Origin of the sequence: Lacrimispora sp. (assembly GCF_031982545.1) — a bacterium.
Taxonomy (GTDB): domain Bacteria; phylum Bacillota; class Clostridia; order Lachnospirales; family Lachnospiraceae; genus Lacrimispora.
In genome coordinates this window covers 113,737-135,584 of record NZ_DALYXB010000012.1, presented here as the reverse complement: position 1 = coordinate 135,584, position 21,848 = coordinate 113,737, and the positions used below count along the sequence as shown (strand labels likewise).

Genomic DNA, 21,848 nt, shown 5'->3' with positions numbered 1-21,848 from the left:
TGTTCCTCCTATTTATTTTTACAAACTCCATTTTCGTCTACCATATATCCATCTGGAGTAATCTCATTTTGAAACATTGATCCATAAGGCTTACCTGGTTTTGTTGGATCATACTTCCATCCCTCTGGATTACTTCCATAATAAGTCTGTGACTCGTTTTGTTTTGTAAAGTAATACCACTTATTGTCAATGTATTGCCAGCCGGTAAGCATCTTTGTTGTACTGGGATCAAAGAAATACCTTTTATCGTCCATTGGTTCGTAATTCCAGCCAATTAGCGCAGCACCAAATCTGTCTCCAGTCTCTTTGTTAAGCTTATACCAGGTTCTTTCTCCATCCAGATACCAGTCATAATTAAGATTTCCAGATTCATTGACGTGGTACCAGTCTTTCCCATCACCAACCCACTCATTTTTGGCTACAGTACCATCTGGTTTGGTATAGGTGACTTCAAGGGGATTGTTTGGGTTGATGCTGAATGTTCCTCCGGTATCAGGTACTACTGGTTTTACAGTACTGTCAATAACCGGAATTACTGGAGCAGTTACGATTTCCTCTTCTTCCCGTTTCTCTGGCTCTGGCTTTATCGGATCCGGGTTTGTGGGTTCTGGATTTGTGGGTTCTGGATTTGTAGGTTCCGGATTTATAGGTTCCGGATCAACATTCCAACTACCGATCTTTTTATCATCATAAGTACCGATTTTCCCATCTGGACCACTCGACCAATTTTCCGTACCATTTGTCCAACTTCCATCTGGACCCGGCTTGGTGTATGTTCCATCTCCATTGTCGATATAGTAGCCGTTTCCTCCTGGCATTACATGGATCTGGCGGTCATCCCCTCCCGGCTTCCCACCGGGGCCATACACCCATGTTTCAGTTCCATTTGTCCAGTTTCCATCCGATCCTGGCTTTGTGTATGTTCTATTTCCATTGTCGATGTAGTAGCCGCTTCCTCCCGGCATTACATGGATCTGGCGATCATCCGCTCCCGGCTTCCCACCGGGGCCATACACCCATGTTTCAGTTCCATTTGTCCAGCTTCCTCCGGCTCCCGGTCTTAAGTAAGAACCATTTCCATAGTCTACGTAATAACCATTCCCTTCAGGCATAATATAAATTTGCCTGTCATCATCAGTCCCTATAATTCCATCCAATCCATACCACCAGAGTTCATCATCCGCTGTATTCCATTTACCATCTGATCCGGGTTTTCTATATGTACCATTCCCATTATCAATTAGGCCCATAGACCAGTGGCCATAATAGGTCTGATCTCCCAGTGCTGCCAGCGCGGTTTCTTTGATTCGGCTTCCTCCTGAGTTTTCCGTATACCAGCCCAGAAATACATATCCTGTTGCGTGTAATAATGGCAGATCTCCAATAGGAAGCGCATACGTTACAGTCTTATCTTGTGAATCACTTATGGAATCCAGGTTGCTCTTAAAGTGAATGGTATACTTGTTTGGTATCCATTTAGCTTTATACTCGGTATCACCAGGCTCCACACAGCTTTCGGCTGTTACCTCTTCTCCATTGTCCCTAAACCAACCTGCAAAGGTATATCCCGGTTTTTCCGGACTTGGAAGCGTTCCGATTTGCATTCCATAAGTTCCATCAATAATTTTCACCACTGGCTTACCGTCAGAATCGTTATAAATAAAGCGAATCTGATAGGTCTTTCCTTTCCAGCCTGCATGATAGGTCTTCTCTTCAGCATCAGAATCAGGATTAAATATAGTCTGAGAATCTACTTTCTTATTATCCTCATCGTACCAGCCCATAAAGGTATATCCGTTTTCATCTGGTACCGGAAGATTCCCAAATTCCTGGTCATATCTAAGCCCAACGGTAAACGTCTGTATCGATTCTCCTTCCGGCTGTTCTGCCTTTGAAATAAAATGGATCTGGTATGTCTCTGGCTGCCATATGCCGTAATAAACCACATCCTTTGGCTCTGCCATGGAGTCATTTGCAACTTCCGTTCCCGTTCCATTCTTTCCCGTCCACCATCCGGTGAATTTCCAACCGTAAATTTCTGGCATAGGGAGGATTCCAAGTCTGGTATCAAAGGTGTGTTCTTCTATTGATGTTTTCCCGTGCCACCTTACATGATCCGGATCAAAAGTAACCCTGTATGTATTTGGTGACCAGTGAGCGAACAATTTAACATTGGCTGCTGGCATCTGATTTCCGCTGTAGGAATAGCTGCTTCCTCCTGAGGCGCTGTTATACCAGCCATCAAAGCTATATCCTGGCCGACTCACTAAATCTCTTCCGTCCTTAAGTGCCTGATCAAAGGATTGGTTAAAGGAAAGTACCTGCTCTCTCCTGGCATTTCCCGCCAGAGTCCCGCCATTGCCATCCATGGTTAATAAATATCCGTTAATGATGTACTGGGCAGTTATTTTGGTGTGATCCTGAATGTTTAAGTACGATTTATCCCAGCCCTTAAACGTATAGCCCTGCCGTTCCAGTACTTCGGGCGGTGTTGCATCAGCTCCGATAGCAACCTCCTGTTTCAATAAAGTTATTCCGTTCCAATCTTTAAAGATAACTTCACTGGAACTTCTTTCCCAGTGAGCATATGCTGTTACATCTGCATCCGGCATAAGATTTCCACTTTCAGGATATTTACTTCCCCCTGAAAGAGCTGTATACCACCCTGTAAATGTATAATAGTTTCGAGTCGCACCATTCTTTTCATTTGAAAAGATCTGATCTAAGGATTCACCAAAATTAATACTCTGGCTTTTAGTCTCCTCACCTGTCAGAGTTCCACCATTTCCATTTAATATCAGCTTATAGTTTTTGATGGTATACTGAGCAGTTATAATTGTATTTGACTGAATATTATTAGAAGACTTGTTCCAGCCAGTAAATGTATAGCCTGGTCTATCTGGGGCTTTGGGAGGCAATGCATCTTCTCCTATGGCTACTTCCTGATTGTCAATCGTAATTTCATTCCAGTCTTTATAAGTAACCTGGTAAGTTTCTTTTGCCCAAATCAAATATATTTTCAGGTCATTTGTGAGTGGAATTTTAGTAGGAAACCCTGCCTTTCTGATTCCCCCAGTTGTTGAATCAGAATATTCAAAGCCTCCAATTTTAAATCCCGCTTTTGTTGCATTGTCTGCTAGGAATTGCCTCATAAGTGTGTCTATTTCGCTAGGCGTTATGCTGTACGGTCCCTTAAATACAAAATTTTCTATTCCTGCTACACTACCTCCATCAGCGTCAACAGGTACTGTAAACGTGTTCATTTTGTATTGAGCTGTCAAGACTAAATCATGTATGACATTTGTTGTTGGATAATCCCAGCCCACAAATTCATAACCATATCTATTAGGAGCAGGTGCTTGAACACAATTCTCACCTGGTTTTATTACTTCTGAATGTAAAATATTTCCATCCCAATCCTTATACGTAACTGTAAACTTCGCCTCTTCAGGTATCCAATAAGCATAATATCTATCATCTGGCTTCGTATATGTATATGATTTTCCTAACTTATCTCCAGTCCCATTTAATCCGGTGAAATAGCCTCCGAATATGTATCCTTTTTTTTGTGGATCATTAGTCGTTAGATAACCTGTATCAATCTCAGTGCCGTAGGGCTTTACCGATATACTCCTTAATAAGATTGCATCCTCTTGAAGAAGTGTTGAGTATTGTTCATAGTAAAGAGGTTTATATGAAGATTCCATTTTAACAAAGTAAGTTTTGAAATCAGTTATATCATCTATCAACATTAAATAAGGCTTATCTTCAGGTACCCAAACACCCCATAAAACAACTTGTCCACCTTCTAATGCTATAAATCCCCTAACTTCTGAAGTTAATCCTGGAGGTAATAGAACTGAACCAGTTGTATTTATATTACTTGAAGACAGATGCCTCTTTGGAATTATTCCCTTAGAAAGATAATCAGGATAATACCCATAGACATATGGATAATTTTCAGGATTTGATACCAGTTCTCTCCACTTTGGTACATTTGAATTAAACATACTTCCCGAAGTCCAGCCCAAGAATTTATACCCAGGATATGTTGGAGTCTCTAGCATATATGTCTCCAAATTTGATGGATAATTCCATGTAACAGGGTCTATATTTTCTCTCTGCCCCAAATATTCGTTTTCTATAAATTCTCCAACTATGTCTACTACATAATCACGATAAAGTGATTGATCTACAGTTAATGCCGGCCACCCGTATATTTTTTGAATTCTACCTTGACTAGTTGAAACTGCTTTTAATGTCGTTCTTAAGGTATTTGATAAATTGAAAATATTACCCTTTTCATCCGCATAATACCAGTTCGGCTCTCTCTCCTCTTTTGACTCATTGATCAGGGCTCCATAAAAGTGATAACCCAGGTAATCTTCTGCACCAGTCAGTTTCCAGATATCATAAGAAGATGCATCCCAGTTTTTAAATCCGGTTATGTTTTTTTTGATATATTCCTCAATACTAAAGCTGTCGAAAAATAGTCTCCATGACATATCTATCCAAGCCTTTTTGTCCGGGTCGGCACTTTTAAATATGTATGGAGCTAAACTGTAATATTCCTCTTCCAAATTGACGGAGGAGGATATATATTCAACGCTTCCCGCCTGATCTGCTTCATACCAAAGTGGAAATTCCGCCTCACCATCTACATATCCATAATCCCGGTACTGAATCAATCCATTGCGATCCTCGAATTCCCAGAACCATTTCCCGGCTTTTTTTACCTGGAAATAATATTCCGGAATCTCCTCCGGCTTCACCTGGACAAACTTTCTCACGGCCTCCGAAGGGGTTGCCTTATCTCCTGGTTTCTTTGCCTCCGATGGCGTTGCCTTATCTCCCGGTTTTTTCGCCTCTGATGGGGTAGCCACCTCTTCCACCATTTCCTCTGCTTCAGATGGTGACGCAAGTACCTGCAATGCTTCTTCCATTTTTGAATTTGACATTGCAGTAAGCGCAAAAGATGGTGGTGTATATTCAACCGTGGTTACTACAATGATGGTAGCAAGGAAGAGGCAAATAACTCTTTTTGCATTTCCTTTCATATCTCTTTCTCCTTTAATTTCTCATCTTTGTATTCTTTAATCCATTGGATTTGTTCCTCATCCTCCTGTTCTTTGTTACTGAAGCATGCAACTACCACACAGGACACTGTAATGAAAATAAAAACCACAATGGATGCACAGATAAAACCAAACAATATAAAAGGCAGCATGTTCATAAATCTCTCCTATCCCTGAGGTATCGTCATAACCGGTCTGATCCCGATATTTGTCTCCCAAGCATTTACCGGCTGTATATTGCCATCTATCAGGCTAACGGCGTAAATGCCTTCTCCATACAAAAAATCTTCCAATCCGCCACCTTGAGGAGTCCGTAGATAATAGCCCTTTGAGTAAGCAGAGATCTGGGAATCCGGATTATTTGTTTCACTGCCATTGAATCTCCATAGATAATCCCGATACTTTAATGCCTCTTCCACGGACAGAATAAAGACTTTATCCTCCATAGACTGAAATAGACGATCATAACCCATTAAGCTGCTCTCTTTTAGCTGCTCATATGTTCCTCTTTCGGTTGAGCCTATGTATGATCTGGTAATTCCTGTATAGGCATTATGTAGAAATCGCGAATCTGAAGCATTGTTATGCAGCCACGCTCTCAGCTTTGAATATTTATAGTTATTGTTATTTCCAAAATTAAGCTTTTTAGATGTCCCCATAATGCCGGATCGGATCACGCTGTCACATAGAAATAAAGCTGTTTTCTGGCTGTTGTTTATGGCATCCTCATATTCCTCATCAATGCATCGGAATGAATAGGTCTTATTTCCAATGGTACGGTACTGGACATTCCCAACTCTGTAATGGACGGCTTCTGGTATTTCCAGTACTGGTTGATAACAAACGTCACAGATTCCATTTTGATCCGTATCTATATGTCCCATAGCAGGTAATATCACAGTATCCTCCTTTTTGCATTTTAAGCATTGGACGGTTTCATAACCGTTATCCATACAGGATGGTTCCACCCGGTCAATCACTTTGTAGCTGTGATTGCAGGTGTTTTCGTCATATGTTTTCTCAAACCCACACCGTAAAATGGTATATGCCTCATCAGCAATTGTTAATTTTTCCAATAAAAACTCAGATACGTTTTTAACTGCTGGGAACTTCTGACTGATAATTGCAGCATTTGGAGTATATCCCTTTGCTATTACATAAACCTCTATTCGATCTGCCCCATCTGCCATGGATACCAGGTTAAGAAGTCTCTCATTTGCTTTCGCTTGGCTTTCACTAATAAGCTGTCCGACCGATGGCCTTTCTCCTGTAATGCATTGATCTGCTTCACTGGAAACATCAAGCCAGTAATTTAATCTTTCTTTCATATCTCCATCTGAATCTGGTATTTCCGGCAAACAATCACCTTTCCGGTATTCGATATAATATTTCTGGGTACCATTTCCCTTCACTATAACACTCCATGGGCTTGGAACCAGGGAATGGTAGTAATATTGATCACTTCCCATAATTGTTTCTGGAAAATCAATAAATAGTTCCCTACCTTCCTCCGTCTTACCCTTTTGCCCTTTAAAAATCTCCCTGTCTGGCTTCCCCTCTTCAATAAACTTTAAATCCCAGTCAATTTTTCTGGCCTCAGATGGAGAAGCTGCGGTATCTTTCTCGTAATAAATATTTAATGTAATCTGATCACAGGTTAATAAAAGGGTTTCTTTCTGGCCTTTAGATATCGTATATCCTTCAATGTCCGGCTGGATCAGTTCTATTGTTTCTCCTTCATTCTCTGTTCCAGTCATAATCTGAAGAATTGTTTTATCAGCAATATCCATATACCTTATGGTATATTTGTATTGTTTAACCGGTACCTCAGGGACTTCCTTCCCACCGTTTTCATTTGGATCAGTTGGCTTTGCAGGTTGTGGCTTACTATCAGGCTTTTCACCTTTATTTTCATTCCTGGAATTGTTTGAGCTGCTGTGACCTTGGCTTCCGCCACTTCCGCCAGATCCTCCGCCACCGGAACCTCTAGAAATGGTTCTGCCTGTTGATGATGTTATTTCTACAACCGTCTGTATCCCTTTCCCCGGAATTTCAACAACACCTCCTTTGTTAACCCATGCACCGGATTCATTGACGATGTATCCGTCGGGAGTCATACCATTCTCATACATAGAACCCTGAGGCCAGCTTCCCTCATTCAAAGGAGAAAGGAAATAGCACTTTCCATCAATCCACTGCCATCCAGTCAGCATCTTTCCTTTTGTTCCATCAGAAATCGGACTGAAAAAATACCATTTATCAGAAATATGTTTCCAACCTGAGGCAATATATCCGTTTTCACTAAAGTAATACCAATTATCAGCTGCCAGCTGCCATCCATTCTTACCAGTTGTCATGCTTTCGTTATAAATCCCATTAATATCATTTTGTATACATTCTCCGTAGCTTAAAATTGGATTATATAAAAATGATAAAAGCAGACTTAATAAAGCCAGCGATTTTCTCTTTTTCATTCATACCACCAATCTTCTTTTATTTAATATTATTTAGTTATTATATCTAAGTCATATCTGCCAGTTTTATTCAGCAGACCACCTAATCTTCTCCTTTCTGTACAAATATGTTAAAATTTCTCCTTTCTATTATTTATTTAGCAGAACTAAGTTCAGTTCATACCGTATCAGGATTAAATAGTATTGCAAAAAAATTTGACTTGTATTTAATTCATTAAATCAAAAAATAGATATATATATATTTGGAATATAATAAAGAAAATGAGATACAAGAAATTAAATATGAGATATATAAAAGATTAATAATGAATAGATTAAATAAATAAAAATGTTAAATCCATAGAACATTTAAGTGAATAAAATAATTAGGGAATTAAGTTTGAATAATCTAAATAAAAACTAGAAAAACAGAATGTTAGAGACGGTTATTTCATCGAATTACATTATACCATGAATTTTATATAATACCAACATATATTTTTTAAGATATCTCCACTTTATCAAAAGTAATCATTTTATAGAACTATTTCTTCCATCACCACCATATATTATTACAAAAAGCTATTAAGGAATACTTATGAACGTAAGCATCGGAATGAAAGCTCCAGACTTTTCCGCAATGACAACATTTGGACCCATAAAATTATCTGACTACATAGGCCACTGGGTAATACTTTTCTCCCATCCTGGCGATTTTACTCCGGTCTGCACTACCGAATTTGTTGCTTTTGCTCAGGCCAATGACCAATTTGAAGCCTTAAATGCCAAATTGATCGGTTTAAGCATAGACAGCAATCCGTCCCATCTTGCCTGGGTAAACCAGATCTATCTATTGACAGGCATTCAGATTCCGTTTCCTATTATTGCAGATCGTATGGCCGAAGTGGCGGGTATGTATGGCATGATAGCACCCGATGCCTCCAAACAGGAAACTGTCCGTAATGTCTTTTTCATTGATCCTGATCAGATTATCCGGGCTATACTTGTTTATCCACTTACAAATGGCAGAAATATTTGTGAGATCATACGGCTCTTAACTGCACTTGAAACAACAGACCGCTGTAATGTTGTAACTCCGGCAAACTGGGAGCCAGGCAGTCCTGCTATGGTACCTCCCCCCCGCACTTATGACCAGATGATAGAGCGGATTAATAATCCACAGGCTCAAAACTTAAATTGCATGGACTGGTTCTGGTGTTATAAAGATAAACCCTGCTGATCCCGCTTTAACACAAAAAACCTTCAGGATTATTCCTGAAGGTTTTTATTATGACCTATCCGAGAATCGAACTCGGGTTTCCGCCGTGAGAGGGCGGCGTCTTGACCGCTTGACCAATAGGCCAGTACGAATATGATTCATACAAATCGAGGCGACAAGATTCGAACTTGCGACCTCTGCGTCCCGAACGCAGCGCTCTACCAAACTGAGCCACGCCTCGATTACGTTACGTAGTATAATATAAATTTGAGACAATGTCAACCGTATTTTCAAAATTTTTTTATTTTTTTAAAATACTGGAAAAATAACATCAGATTTCAGTTACTCTTTTAATCTTCCGCTGCAGAATAAAGAATGTTATTCCGCAGCGGAAACTGTATTATGCCAGATCAAACAGAGACAGCTGATTTGACTCGGGAAGATCCCCCAGAAGTCCCAGATCCCCCATAAGATCACAAACAGTCTTACTGACCTTCGTCCGGTTTCTGAAATCCTCTCTGGATAAGAATTTTCCATCTTTACTGGCATCTACAACCGCATCTGCTGCTTTCTCTCCCAGTCCATCGATACTGCTTAAAGACGGCATTAATTTTCCATCAATGATCTGAAAATGTCTGGCTTTTGCCTGGTAAATATTAATAGGAGTAAAATCATAACCCCTGGCGTACATTTCCTGTACAATTCGCATATCCCGAAGAGTATCCTGCTCTTTTTTAGAAAGAATATCGATCCGTTTCCTGTAATCAGCCAGATAATGCTCCAGCTTTTCTCTTCCCTGGCACATCAGTTCATAACTGAAGCCATTGGCACGGATACTGAAAAACGATGCGTAATAAGCCAGAGGATAAAACACTTTACAGTACGCGATTCTCCATGCCATCATAACATAAGCCGCCGCATGGGCTTTTGGAAACATGTATTTAATCTTTTTACAGGACCAGATATACCAGTCTGGAACCCCATGGGATGTCATCTCCTCTTCCCATTCGGGTTTCAACCCTTTTCCTTTACGTACGCTCTCCATAATAGAAAAAGATAAGCCTTCTTCCATACCCATGGAAATTAAATATATCATAATATCATCTCTGGTACATATGGCAGTCTGAATGGTAGCCTTCCCTTCCTGAATAAGGGCCTGGGCATTACCCAGCCACACATCCGTACCATGAGCAAGCCCTGCAATGCGGACAAGATCAGAGAAATATTTGGGCTGGGTGTCTATTAACATCTGCATGGCAAAATCAGTTCCAAACTCTGGTACTCCCAGCGCTCCCAGCTTACAGCCTCCGATATCTTCCGGCATAATTCCAAGGGCTGATGTGTCCTGAAAAAGTGACATGACTTCTCTGCTGTCCAGAGGAATGTCCTTTACCGGATCAAAGCCGATTAAGTCCTGAAGCATACGGATCATGGTAGGATCGTCGTGTCCCAGAATATCAAGCTTTAAAAGGTTGTGATCGATGGAGTGATAATCGAAATGGGTGGTTACCGTCATTGTGGTCATATCATTAGCCGGCCTTTGTACCGGTGTAAAGGAGTAAATCTCCTCTCCATGGGGAAGAACGATAATTCCCCCCGGATGCTGGCCAGTGGTTCGTCTCACACCCACACAGCCCTGAACAATCCGGTTAATTTCACAGTTTCTTTTTCTTACTCCATGTTCTTCGTAATAATTTTTCACATAGCCGAATGCCGTCTTGTCTGCAAGAGTACCGATGGTTCCTGCACGGAATGTCTGTCCCTTTCCAAAAATAACTTCTGTATAATCATGGGCCTTACTCTGGTATTCTCCAGAGAAATTCAGATCGATATCAGGCTCCTTGTCTCCCTTAAAACCAAGGAATGTTTCAAATGGAATATCAAAACCATCTTTTGATAATGGATGCCCGCAAACCGGACATATCTTATCTGGCATATCGCAGCCAGCCATTCCTGTAAATACCTTTACTTCTTCTGAATCAAAATCATAGTAGTGACAGTTCTCGCAGTAATAATGAGGACTGAGAGAATTAACTTCTGTAATTCCCGACATATAGGCAACGAAAGAAGATCCAACCGATCCTCTGGATCCAACCAGATAACCATCTTCGTTGGATTTCCATACCAGCTTCTGCGCAATGATATACATAACCGCAAAACCATTGGATATAATGGAATTCAACTCTCTCTCCAAACGTTCTGTAACTATCACAGGGAGATCCTGTCCATAGATGGCATGAGCTCTGTCATAACAGATTTTTCTTAAATCCTCATCTGAGTTCTCAATGACAGGTGCACATTTATCCGGCCGTACAGGTGAGATCCGTTCACACATATCCGCTATTTTTCTGGTATTCTTAATCACTACTTCTTCCGCCTTGTTAGGGCCTAAATATTCAAACTCCTGAAGCATCTCCTCTGTAGTTCTAAGATATAGGGGGGCCTGGTCATCGGAGTCTTTAAAGCCTTGTCCAGCCATAATGATCCGCCGGTAAACCTCATCCTCCGGATCAAGGAAATGAACGTCGCAGGTAGCGCAGACTGGCTTTCCAAACTGTTCCCCAAGGGTCACAATCCGCTTATTAATATCAATTAAATCCTGCTGGGTCTTTACCGTACTCTTTTCATCTCTTAACATAAATGCATTGTTACCAAGAGGCTGTATTTCCAGATAATCGTAATAGTTTACAAGTTTGGCTATTTCCGCATCCGGAACCCCCCGCAAAAGAGCCTGATATAACTCTCCCGCCTCACAGGCAGAACCAATTATCAATCCCTCTCTGTACTCATTTAAAACGCTTTTGGGAATTCTCGGTCTTCTGGCATAAAAATCGATATGAGAGCGGGAAATCAGGCGGTATAAATTAACCCTGCCCACATCATTGGCTGCAAGGATGATCACATGATAGGTGGGTAGCTTTTTAATCATATCCGCTGACATGGCACTGAGTTTGTTTAACTCATCTAACGATTCTACCCCCCGCTCTCTGAGCATTTTTACAAATGCGGCAAATATTTCTGCCGTACATCCTGCATCGTCAACCGCTCTGTGATGGTTCGCCAGGGAAATATTTAAGGCTTTGGCCACAGTGTCCAGTTTATACCTGTTTAATCTGGGAAGAAGGAGCCTGGAAAGAGCCACGGTATCAATTACCGTAGGGTTAAATTCCAGCTGAAGCTGCTTAGCATTATAAGAGATAAAGCTTACGTCAAATGAAGCATTGTGGGCGACTAAAACAGAATCTTTGCAAAACTCCAGAAACTGAGGGAGAATTACATCGATTTTGGGATGAGGAAGCACCATACTGTCATTGATTCCAGTCAACTGTTCGATTTCAAAAGGAATTGGTACATCCGGATTTACAAAAGCGCTGAATTTATCTTTAATTTTTCCATCTATTACCTTCACTGCACCAATTTCAATAATCCGGTTTCTGGACGAACTGAAACCCGTTGTCTCAATATCAAAGACCACATAGGAATCAGAAAAGGTCTGATTCCTGGAATTTTCAACCAGCTGCTTTAAATCATCAACCAGATATCCTTCCACTCCATAAATAACTTTAAATGTATCACCTTTATCAAGCGCATGGTTTGCATCCGGAAAGGACTGTACACAACCATGATCCGTAATAGCCAGCGCTGGCATCCCCCATTTTTTAGCACGTTTCACAAGATCTTTTACTTCAGAGACGCCATCCATGTCACTCATCTTTGTATGACAGTGAAGCTCCACCCGTTTCTCCAAACTGTTGTCCGATCTTTTCCCAGTAAAATCTTCTGATTTTTTAATACCCACAACAGATCCCAGAGTCAGCTCCCCATCAAACTTATCAATGGTTGTGACTCCCTTTATTTTGATGAAGGTACCTTGTACCACTGCATTTTTCAGATCATCCAGCTGTTCTTCCCTGGCAAACATCTTCACTGTAATCGTATCCGTAAAATCTGTTACATCAAAAATAATAATGGTCTTACCGCTTCTTAACTCCCTGCTGTCCGTCATAATAATCTTACCGCGAACTACGACTTCTCCGATTTCCCCGTCAATCTTTTCAATTTCCATGGTTTCTTCTTCAAAATCTCTGCCATACAAAACATCCGGGTTATCAGAACGGCGCCCATTATAGGAATTCTTCCGGTAATCTTTCCATTCCTTCTTTCCGGAGTCGGACTCTGCTGCTTTACCGGATTCTTTTTTATCTCCTTCTTTTTTACCCCCCATGCGTAGTGTGGCTGCAGAAGGCTGGGCTTCCTGCGTGAAAGGCACTTCATCAGAATGAGTGGCTGCCAATGCGTCAAGGGGACCATCTGCCATGGAAGGTCCGCCATATTCGTCTGTCTGGCTTTTTTGCTGCCCGGCAAAAGAAGTTCTGCTAACGATTTCCTCTACTTCCCTCTGCATCTGAAGCTCTTTTTGCTTCGCCAGGACATTCTCCTTAGGCTCAATAAATTCATACTGAACTTCAACAGGCAGGCCACATCTTTCGTGAAAAATCTTTTCCAACACCCGCTTTAACTCGCCGGCTTTTTCATGGGTTACAATGGTATCCTCCACTGTCATCTTTAAAAGATCCGGTTCCGGAAACTGGCACTGAGCCTTTCGGAACATATTATACTCAATGATGCTGTAATTTTTAAGTTCCGCCAGAAGACTTTCCCGATAGATCTTTAGCAGCTTCTGAGGCGTATACTGGCCCGATAGCCGGAACCGTTCAATAATTTTAATCGTGATCTGCTTGGAAGGAAACAGCTGTTCTTTGATTCCTTTTTCCAGGCTGTATATGTTTTGCTTGTGTATCAGCCTTGGACTGATTAAGTAAACACGAATAGAGCTTCTATCCCTGTTTGATGTGACCTTTTCCACATCTACCAGATTTAAAAGCTCTTTTAATTCGTCAGTAATATGTAAGTTTGGAAAAACTTCCAAAAATTTCTTTGCCATTCTATCACCTATTGCATTTTCATAAGTTCTTCCTGAAGGGCGCTAAGAAGTTCTTCTTCCGGAACCTTTCTGATTACTTCTCCTTTTTTAATAAGAAGTCCCTCTCCGATTCCACCGGCAATACCAATGTCTGCTTCTCTTGCTTCACCTGGTCCGTTTACCACACAGCCCATTACTGCCACCTTAATATCCAAATGGTCGTAAGCAGAAACCATATCTTCTACCTGATTGGCCAGGGAGATTAAATCAATTCTGGTTCTGCCGCAGGTGGGACAGGATATTACCTCCACCCCTCCCCTTTTCAGACCCAGAGATCTTAAAATGGTTTTAGCTGCCTTTACTTCCTCAAGCGGATCGCCGGTAAGAGATACACGAATGGTATCACCAATTCCCTTATGAAGAATAATACCCAGCCCAACGGAAGATTTAATGGTTCCAGATATCAGGGTCCCAGCCTCTGTAATACCCACATGAAGGGGATAATCCGTTCGCTCTGCTATCAGTTCATGGGCCTTGACACACATCAGTACATCAGATGATTTGATGCTGATTACCAGATTCCCATAATCCATTTCCTCGATCATACGTACCTTATTTAATGCGCTTTCCACAATTCCCTCTGCAGTAACTCCTCCATATTTTTCAATGAGATTTTTTTCAAGGGAACCGCTGTTAACTCCCACACGAATGGGAATCTGATATTCCTTTGCCTTATCCACAACAGTTCTTACACGGTCCAGAGAGCCGATATTGCCCGGATTAATCCGGATCTTATCAGCTCCTGACTCGATAGAAGCCACAGCCAGCCGATAATCAAAATGAATATCGGCTACCAGAGGGATACTGATCTGCTTCTTAATCTCCTTAATCGCTGCCGCCGCTTCCATATCAGGAACAGCAACTCTGATAATATCGCATCCGGCCGCGGTCAGCTTTTTAATCTGATTGACTGTTGATGCAACATCCTGAGTTTTCGTATTGCACATGGATTGGATCAGAACCGGATTGCCTCCACCGATGACCTTGTTTCCGATCTGAATTGTTTTCGTATGATCCCTGTTCATAAGCTCCTCCATTCATACTTTATCAGGTGAATCTGCTGATATCATTAAATACTACAAAAATCATCAGCGCCATCAAAGCTGCCATACTGATCATGTTTACCAGACCCTCTTTTTCCGGGTCCATTCGTTTTCCACGTATTGCTTCTATAATTAAAAACAGCAATCTCCCACCATCAAGAGCTGGTATGGGGAGCAGATTCATCACACCTAAGTTGGCACTTAAAAGAATACACATACTGACGACATTCATAAGCGCGGCAACTACACTGACAGTAAGGCCTGCTTTCACAGAATCATCAATCATAACAACGATTCCTACCGGACCGCTTAAATCATTGACACTGGCCTTTCCGGTAAATAGCATACCAAGGCTCTTTACAGTCAGTTTTACATCGTATTCCATCTCCATATATCCATGCTTAACCAGATCACCGGCATTTGCTGCCTTTTTGTTTTCAGGCGCAATTAATATACCAATCAGATATTTTTTACTCTCCTCCGAATATTGGGGAGTAACAGACACAGTCTGGATTTCCTGATTTCCTGTCTGAGGATCTGTTCTCAAAAATTCCACCTGGTTCATCTTATCATCTGGTTTCATCAGCTTATAAAGAATATACTCCTGATACATGGAAACTTTCTCTCCGTTAATTTTTAACAATTTATCTCCGGAGCGCATTCCTGCTTCATAAGCAGGTGAACCTTCTGTTACTTCTTTTATATAGGTAATGTCATATCCACTCATACCTACCAGAACCAAAGAAAGTAAAAAGGCAAGAATAAAATTAAAAATGGGGCCTGCGGCAATCACTGACATTCTTGCAGGAATGGATCTATTTTGAAAAGCCCGCTCATCAGGATTTTCTTCATCCTCTCCCAGCATCATGCAGGATCCGCCTAAAGGAAGCAATTTAATGGAATATGTTGTTTCTCCCTTCTTAAAATGCAAAAGGCGGGGTCCCATTCCAATGGAAAATTCCACTACTGCGATTTTGTTCATTTTTGCAAATAAAAAATGACCTAATTCATGAATTAAAACAATTAAACCGAATACCAGAATTGCTACGATAATACTGGACAATTTACCACCTGCTTTCTATATATTCATAAGCTGCAGCCTCTGCTTCAAGAATCTCTTCCACGGTAGGATTCTCTTTTACAGTATGCCCGTTCATCGCTCCCTCTATCATATCTGTGATAGTAAGATATGTAATTTCTCTGTTCAAAAATTTGGCAACTGCCTTTTCATTAGCAGCATTAAAAACAGTCGGGAGCGTTCCACCGGCACATCCGGCCTCATAAGCCAATTTCAACCCCGGAAAATTAACAAGATCCGGTTTTTCAAAATTAATTTGACCAATGGACCAGAAATCAAGACGATCTCCTTTTAAAAATCTCCGCTCCGGATAATAAAGTGCGTATTGAATAGGAAGCTTCATGTCCGGAGTTCCCATCTGAGCCATAACTGCTCCGTCTTCAAATTCTACCATAGAATGAATGATGCTCTTTGGCTGAATCACTACCTGCACCTGATCCATTTGAACACCAAACAACCATTTGGCCTCCATGACTTCAAGCCCTTTATTCACCATGGTTGAAGAATCTATGGTAATCTTTCGGCCCATCGCCCAGTTTGGATGGTTAAGTGCATCCTCCACTTTCACATTCTTTAAATCTTCTCTTGTTTTACCACGGAAAGGACCGCCGGAAGCAGTCAGAAGTATCTTATGGACAGATCCCTTATTTTCTCCATTCAGACACTGAAATATTGCACTGTGTTCGCTGTCTACGGGAAGAATCCTGACACCCATTTTCTTTGCGAGAGGCATAATGATGTGACCGGCAGTTACCAGAGTCTCCTTATTGGCAAGAGCGATATCTTTCCCTGCTTCCATGGCCGCAATTGTGGGCCGGATTCCTATCATTCCAACTACTGCAGTGACAACAATCTCTGAAGTTTCTTCCACAGCAGCCTCGATTAACCCCTCCATACCGGAAACAACGCGAACAGGAAGATCCCTTACTGATTCTTTCAGTTCCTTCGCTTTTTCTTCTTCGAAGACACAGGCTATTTGGGGGCGGAATTTTCTGATTTGTTCCTCCAGCAGGCGGATATTGCTTCCTGCAGCCAAAGCAGTCACTTCAATATCGCCTTGGTTCTCCACCACCTCCAAAGTCTGCGTCCCAATGGATCCTGTTGACCCAAGGATTGCTATTTTCTTCATCTTATGCTGTATACTCCTTTTCTTTTCCTAATTTCCGATTTAAGGTATTACTTTGTCAGGCTCTTATCGTATAAATGTAACCACAAAATAAATAACAGGGGCAGTAAAAAGCATACTGTCAAAACGATCCAGTATTCCCCCGTGCCCTGGTATGAGTTTTCCATAATCTTTAACCTGATGATCCCGTTTTATGGCGGAGGCAGCAAGATCACCAATTGGTGATATAGTTGCGGCAAATGCACATGCAAGAGTACAGGTAATCTGCGGATAATCAAGTACAGTCATTGACCCACCAAAAATTGTCGCATAAATAAATCCCAGAAGTGAGGCTCCTAAAATTCCACCAATGGCTCCCTCTATGGATTTATGAGGGCTGAGCACAGGTGCAAGTTTATGTTTTCCAATGAGATTTCCAACACAATATGCGCAGGTATCACAGCCCCATGAACTTAAGAACACCAGCCATACCAGATACTTTCCGTCATTCATCGTACGAACCTGGTATAAATAGGATAGCATAACCGCCACATAAAAAAATCCAAAAAACGCTCCAGTCACTTCCTCTGTTTTATATTTTGGAAAAGCAAAAACATAAAAGCATAAAAGAAGCATCATGAAAACGATTGACATATACAATGCATACTGCTGCATCTGAAACCATAACAGCCCGTAATAAACAACTACAATGAAATATCCCATATATCCCATGGGATGATCATGGATCTTAAGCACTCGATACAGCTCATACAAGCCAATCATGGATATGAAAATCGTTGTCGCAAACAGCAGGAGCCCACCACTTCCTACTGTTATCAGTGCGATCAAAACAAGAACAATTCCGCTTATCAGCCTGGTTGTAAACATCCCGCTTCCTCCCTCGTGATCACTTCACTCCTCCAAATCTCCGTTCTCTGCTATTATACGCCGCAATGGCTTTTTTCATTTCTTCCATATTAAAATCAGGCCAATAGCAATCCGATACATATAACTCTGTGTATGCAAGCTGCCATAAGAGATAGTTAGACAGTCTTAATTCTCCGCTGGTACGTATCAGCAGATCCGGATCGGGAATTTCATTTGTATCAAGATAATCTGCAAATTTATCTTCCGTTAAGGAATCTGGTAAAATCTTACCCTCTCTGGTATCTTCCATGATCTTTCTCACAGCCCTAACGATTTCATCCCGTCCGCCATAGTTCACAGCAATTACAAAAGTCAGACCTGTATTGTTCTTCGTCTCTTCCACCAGGCGTCCGATTCCCTGTACAATATCAGAGTCAAAGCGCTCCCTGTCTCCAATCATCTTTACCCGGACATTATTTGCTTTTGAGACTTTTAAAAGTCTTACCATATAATAACGAAACAGCTGCATGAGAGCTCCCACTTCCTCAGTGGAACGCTTCCAGTTCTCTGTCGAAAAACCATATACTGTTAAATATTTAATTCCCAGCCTTGCTGCATCTTCAACTGTTCTTTCCACAGTGACGCAACCTTCCTTATGTCCCATGCTTCTGGGAAGTCCACGTTTTTTCGCCCATCTTCCGTTTCCGTCAAGTATGATGGCGACGTGCTCCGGAATCACCATATTATCCAATTCTTTATCCATAAAGTATCACTCCTTTTAAAACACAAAACAGGACAGGCATAACGCCTGCCCCCCTGTTTATTTTATACAGTAAGAAGATCTTTTGACTTCTCATCAGTTGCTTTTTCAATCTGCGCAACCATTTTATCTGTTAATTTCTGAATCTTGTCTTCTGCATCAGTCAGCTCATCCTCAGAAATCTCTTCTGCTTTCAGCTGCTTTTTAAAGGAGTCATTGGCATCACGGCGAATGTTGCGGATTGCGATCTTCGCAGCTTCTCCCTTTTTCTTTACATCTTTTACAAGATCTTTTCTGCGCTCTTCTGTCAGTTCAGGAAATACCAGACGAATTATGTTACCATCATTGGTAGGATTAATTCCCAGTTCAGATGTAAGAATTGCCTTTTCAATGGCTTTTAACAGGCTCTTCTCCCATGGCTGAATCACGATCATGCGTGCTTCCGGAATTGTAATATTACCCACCTGCTGAATTGGTGTAGGAGTCCCATAATAATCCACTTTGATCTTATCCAGCACATGGGGATTGGCACGTCCTGCGCGGATCGTCATAAAATCATTCTCCAGCGCTTTTAATGTCTTATTCATTTTGTCTTCATATACTTGTAAACTCTCCTGCATATCGTCCTCCTGTTTTATGCGGTAACTATAGTACCGTTTATTTTTCCCTGCATTGCATTGGCAATGCCATCTTTTTCATTCAAACTGAATACTGCAAGGGGCATCTTGTTTTCCATGCACATAATGGAAGCCGTCAGATCAATTACCCCAAGCTGCTTTTCTATTACTTCATCAATGGAAATCTCATCAAATTTCACTGCGTCAGGGTTCACCTTAGGATCGCTGTCATACACTCCGTCAATGGCCTTTGCAAGCAGAATACAGTCGGCATCCATCTCAATAGCGCGAAGTGCGATTCCGGTATCTGTTGAAAAGTATGGGTGACCGGTGCCACCAGCAAAAAATACCACTTTGCCCTCTTTAAAATACTGATTTGCCCTGTCTTTGGAAAACAATTCTGTCATGGAACCACATTCAAATGGGGTCAGAATCTGGGTTTCCATTCCTGCGTTCCTGAAGATTTCCGAAACATAAATGCAGTTCATAATGGTAGCAAGCATGCCAATCTGGTCCGCTTTCGTGCGGTCAATTGCATTACTGGTTCTGCCTCTCCAGAAGTTTCCTCCGCCTATGACAATTCCTAACTGAACGCCAGCATCAACGGATATCTTAACCTGCCGTGCAACCTCTTTAACAGTGGCCTCTTCATAGCCTGTCTTACTGGAACCGGCGAGAGCTTCACCACTGAGTTTTAATAATACACGTCTTGGATTCATAACTTAAACTCTCCTGTACTTTTGTATTGTCTTAAAAGATTATAGCATACTTTTAGATGGTTGGAAAGAGGAAGTTTCCCAGCTGCCAGATTGTAAGGCTCGGAAAATCCATAAATCTGGTCAAAAAAGACACCCGGGAACATTCCTGGGTGTCTGGTTTATAAGAGATAGTTCTTAATCCATGGTAGCATACTGGAAGAACCAGTAGCTATATGGGGAATACCATGTGCCTTTCAGTTTTGGATCCTGTAAATAGAATTCATTCTTGTAGGTAATAGGTACAATCGGAGAATCTTCAAGAAGCAGAGTCTCTGCCTGATGAAGCTTTTCATAATGCTCTTTTACATCAGCCGTAGAATTAGCTTCGTTAAGCAATTTATCAAATTCCGGACTGTTGTACTTTGCATCATTGTTACCACTGTTAGAAAGGTTTACATTCAGCAGGTTGGAAGGATCATCAAAGTCAAATCCCCAGCCTCCACGTGCTACCTGGTAATCGCCTGCACGACGGGTAGGAGTAAAGGTTGCCCACTCAACAATTTTAATATCCATATTGATGTTAAGGGTCTCTTTCCAGCAGCTCTGTAAATATTCTGCTACCGGCTTATTGAATCCAGCGTCATTAGTCATATACTCGAATGCAGGGAATCCCTGTCCATCAGGATATCCGGCTTTTGCAAGAAGTTCTTTTGCCTTAGCAACATCTGATGCATGATCATCAATATTAAAGAAAGTTTTTCCCTCTTTTGCAGTTACATCATTAAAGAAAGTTCCGCCCTCTGCATCAGATACGCCATCTGGAACAAAGTTCGTTGCTGGTGCGCTGGTACCCTGCATAACAGTTTCTGCCACATACTTACGGTCAATGGCAAGGCTTAAAGCTTTGCGGACATCTGCGTTGTTAAATGGTTCTTTCTGAGTCTGGAAATTCAAATAGCTAACGCTCATGCTAGGGTCAATATGAAAAGCTTCTGTTCCCTTCAGTGCAGGAATCTCTTCCGTAGGAACATTCTTAATCATCTGTAATTCCCCTGCCTGATATGCACTGTAAGCTGCGTTGGAATCTTCCATAAGAACGAATTTCAAGGTGTTTAAAGTAACCTTGTCAGCATTCCAGTAATTTTCATTTTTTGCAAACGTAATGTGAGAACCAGGAACCCATTCAATCATCTTTAAAGGACCGTTGGAAACATAACTCTCAGGTTTTAAGCTCCACTGATCACCAGCTGCTTCTACAGCTGCTTTCTGTACCGGGACCATGGAAGCATGAGTTGCAAGTTTGATAAAATATACACAAGGAGAAGATAACTCTACTACAAAGGTTTTGTCATCAGGAGCTGAAACACCCAGTGCATCCAAATTGCCTGCTGCTGCTTCTTCATATCCTTTTACTGCTCCTAACATATCAGCGCCATAAGGAGCTGCTACGTTTGGATCTGCCAGTCTCTTCCATGCATAAACAAAGTCATTGGCAGTTAAAGGTGTACCATCACTCCATTTCAAACCATCACGAAGCTTGAAGGTGTAAGTAAGCCCATCTGCAGATATATCATAAGATTCTGCCTGTCCAGGAACAATTTTGTTCTCCTTATCTACAATCAATAAGGTTTCAAAGGCATGCATAATCATGTTTGCGCCATCAACCGAGGAATTTAAAGCCGGATCAATTGTCTCCGGATTCGGTCCAAGTTGAACTGCAAGGTCAAGCCCTGCGGAATTTTCTTTTACAGCAGCTGCTGTTGTTTCTCCAGCCGCAGCAGTTGTGTCAGCACTTGCTTTAGTCTCTGCGGTCTTATTGCCGCCACAAGCGGTAAGAATCATGCCAGAGGCTGCAAGAACAGCCAGCATAAGTGACATTTTTTTCATAACGATTCCTCCTATAAAATTATTTTAATTAACGCAGTAGCACTTTATTCGGCTACTGCGCC

General features: G+C 41.4%; 13 protein-coding genes and 2 tRNA genes. 1 reads left to right on the top strand and 14 read right to left on the bottom strand.

All coding sequences use genetic code 11. The annotated features are described in order from the left end of the window. Positions 1-8: 8 nt before the first annotated feature. Genes ABS301_RS19770 through ABS301_RS19760 form a run of 3 tightly spaced genes read right to left on the bottom strand, consistent with a single transcriptional unit; the run spans position 9 to position 7,549 of the window. A complete protein-coding gene (locus tag ABS301_RS19770) occupies positions 9-5,057 on the bottom strand; it encodes an InlB B-repeat-containing protein (RefSeq protein ID WP_349673844.1) in 5,049 nt (1,682 codons plus the stop codon). After that, positions 5,054-5,233, bottom strand: a complete 180-nt coding sequence (locus tag ABS301_RS19765) for a hypothetical protein (protein ID WP_349673843.1) — start codon at positions 5,231-5,233, stop codon at positions 5,054-5,056. Before ABS301_RS19765 ends, ABS301_RS19770 begins: the two co-directional genes overlap by 4 nt. Before the next feature lie 9 nt (positions 5,234-5,242). After that, a complete protein-coding gene (locus ABS301_RS19760; RefSeq protein ID WP_349673842.1) occupies positions 5,243-7,549 on the bottom strand; it encodes a DUF6273 domain-containing protein in 2,307 nt (768 codons plus the stop codon). 577 nt (positions 7,550-8,126) lie between these two features. Between ABS301_RS19760 and ABS301_RS19755 the strand changes: the two genes are divergently transcribed. Next, positions 8,127-8,768, top strand: a complete 642-nt coding sequence (locus tag ABS301_RS19755; protein ID WP_349673841.1) for a peroxiredoxin — start codon at positions 8,127-8,129, stop codon at positions 8,766-8,768. A 51-nt stretch (positions 8,769-8,819) separates the two neighbouring features. On the opposite strand, the gene ABS301_RS19750 is transcribed toward ABS301_RS19755, so the two are convergent. From ABS301_RS19750 to ABS301_RS19700, 11 genes are all read right to left on the bottom strand, one after another. Then, positions 8,820-8,891: transfer RNA gene (locus ABS301_RS19750), tRNA-Glu, on the bottom strand. Positions 8,892-8,914: 23 nt separating this feature from the next. Further along, positions 8,915-8,988 (bottom strand) — tRNA-Pro (locus ABS301_RS19745). Between the two features lie 159 nt (positions 8,989-9,147). Beyond that, complete coding sequence (locus tag ABS301_RS19740; protein ID WP_349673840.1) at positions 9,148-13,692, bottom strand: PolC-type DNA polymerase III; 4,545 nt, start codon at positions 13,690-13,692, stop codon at positions 9,148-9,150. 8 nt (positions 13,693-13,700) lie between these two features. Further along, positions 13,701-14,756 carry a flavodoxin-dependent (E)-4-hydroxy-3-methylbut-2-enyl-diphosphate synthase gene (gene ispG / locus ABS301_RS19735; RefSeq protein WP_349668459.1) on the bottom strand — a complete coding sequence of 352 codons (1,056 nt, stop codon included), beginning with the start codon at positions 14,754-14,756 and terminating at the stop codon, positions 13,701-13,703. Positions 14,757-14,778: 22 nt separating this feature from the next. After that, positions 14,779-15,837: a M50 family metallopeptidase gene (locus ABS301_RS19730; protein ID WP_349673839.1), complete on the bottom strand. Its 1,059-nt coding sequence runs from the start codon at positions 15,835-15,837 to the stop codon at positions 14,779-14,781. A 1-nt stretch (position 15,838) separates the two neighbouring features. Further along, positions 15,839-16,981: a 1-deoxy-D-xylulose-5-phosphate reductoisomerase gene (locus ABS301_RS19725; RefSeq protein ID WP_349673838.1), complete on the bottom strand. Its 1,143-nt coding sequence runs from the start codon at positions 16,979-16,981 to the stop codon at positions 15,839-15,841. 63 nt (positions 16,982-17,044) lie between these two features. After that, the gene (locus tag ABS301_RS19720; RefSeq protein ID WP_349673837.1) at positions 17,045-17,845 is read right to left on the bottom strand and encodes a phosphatidate cytidylyltransferase; all 801 of its coding nucleotides are present in this window, start codon (positions 17,843-17,845) and stop codon (positions 17,045-17,047) included. A gap of 19 nt (positions 17,846-17,864) precedes the next feature. Continuing rightward, complete coding sequence (uppS, locus tag ABS301_RS19715) at positions 17,865-18,587, bottom strand: undecaprenyl pyrophosphate synthase (protein ID WP_349673836.1); 723 nt, start codon at positions 18,585-18,587, stop codon at positions 17,865-17,867. Positions 18,588-18,649: 62 nt separating this feature from the next. Continuing rightward, complete coding sequence (frr, locus tag ABS301_RS19710; protein ID WP_349673835.1) at positions 18,650-19,204, bottom strand: ribosome recycling factor; 555 nt, start codon at positions 19,202-19,204, stop codon at positions 18,650-18,652. A 14-nt stretch (positions 19,205-19,218) separates the two neighbouring features. Beyond that, entirely contained in the window at positions 19,219-19,920 is a 702-nt protein-coding gene (gene pyrH / locus ABS301_RS19705) for a UMP kinase (RefSeq protein ID WP_349673834.1), read from the bottom strand. A 174-nt stretch (positions 19,921-20,094) separates the two neighbouring features. Continuing rightward, positions 20,095-21,786: a peptide ABC transporter substrate-binding protein gene (locus ABS301_RS19700; RefSeq protein ID WP_349673833.1), complete on the bottom strand. Its 1,692-nt coding sequence runs from the start codon at positions 21,784-21,786 to the stop codon at positions 20,095-20,097. Positions 21,787-21,848 lie beyond the last annotated feature (62 nt).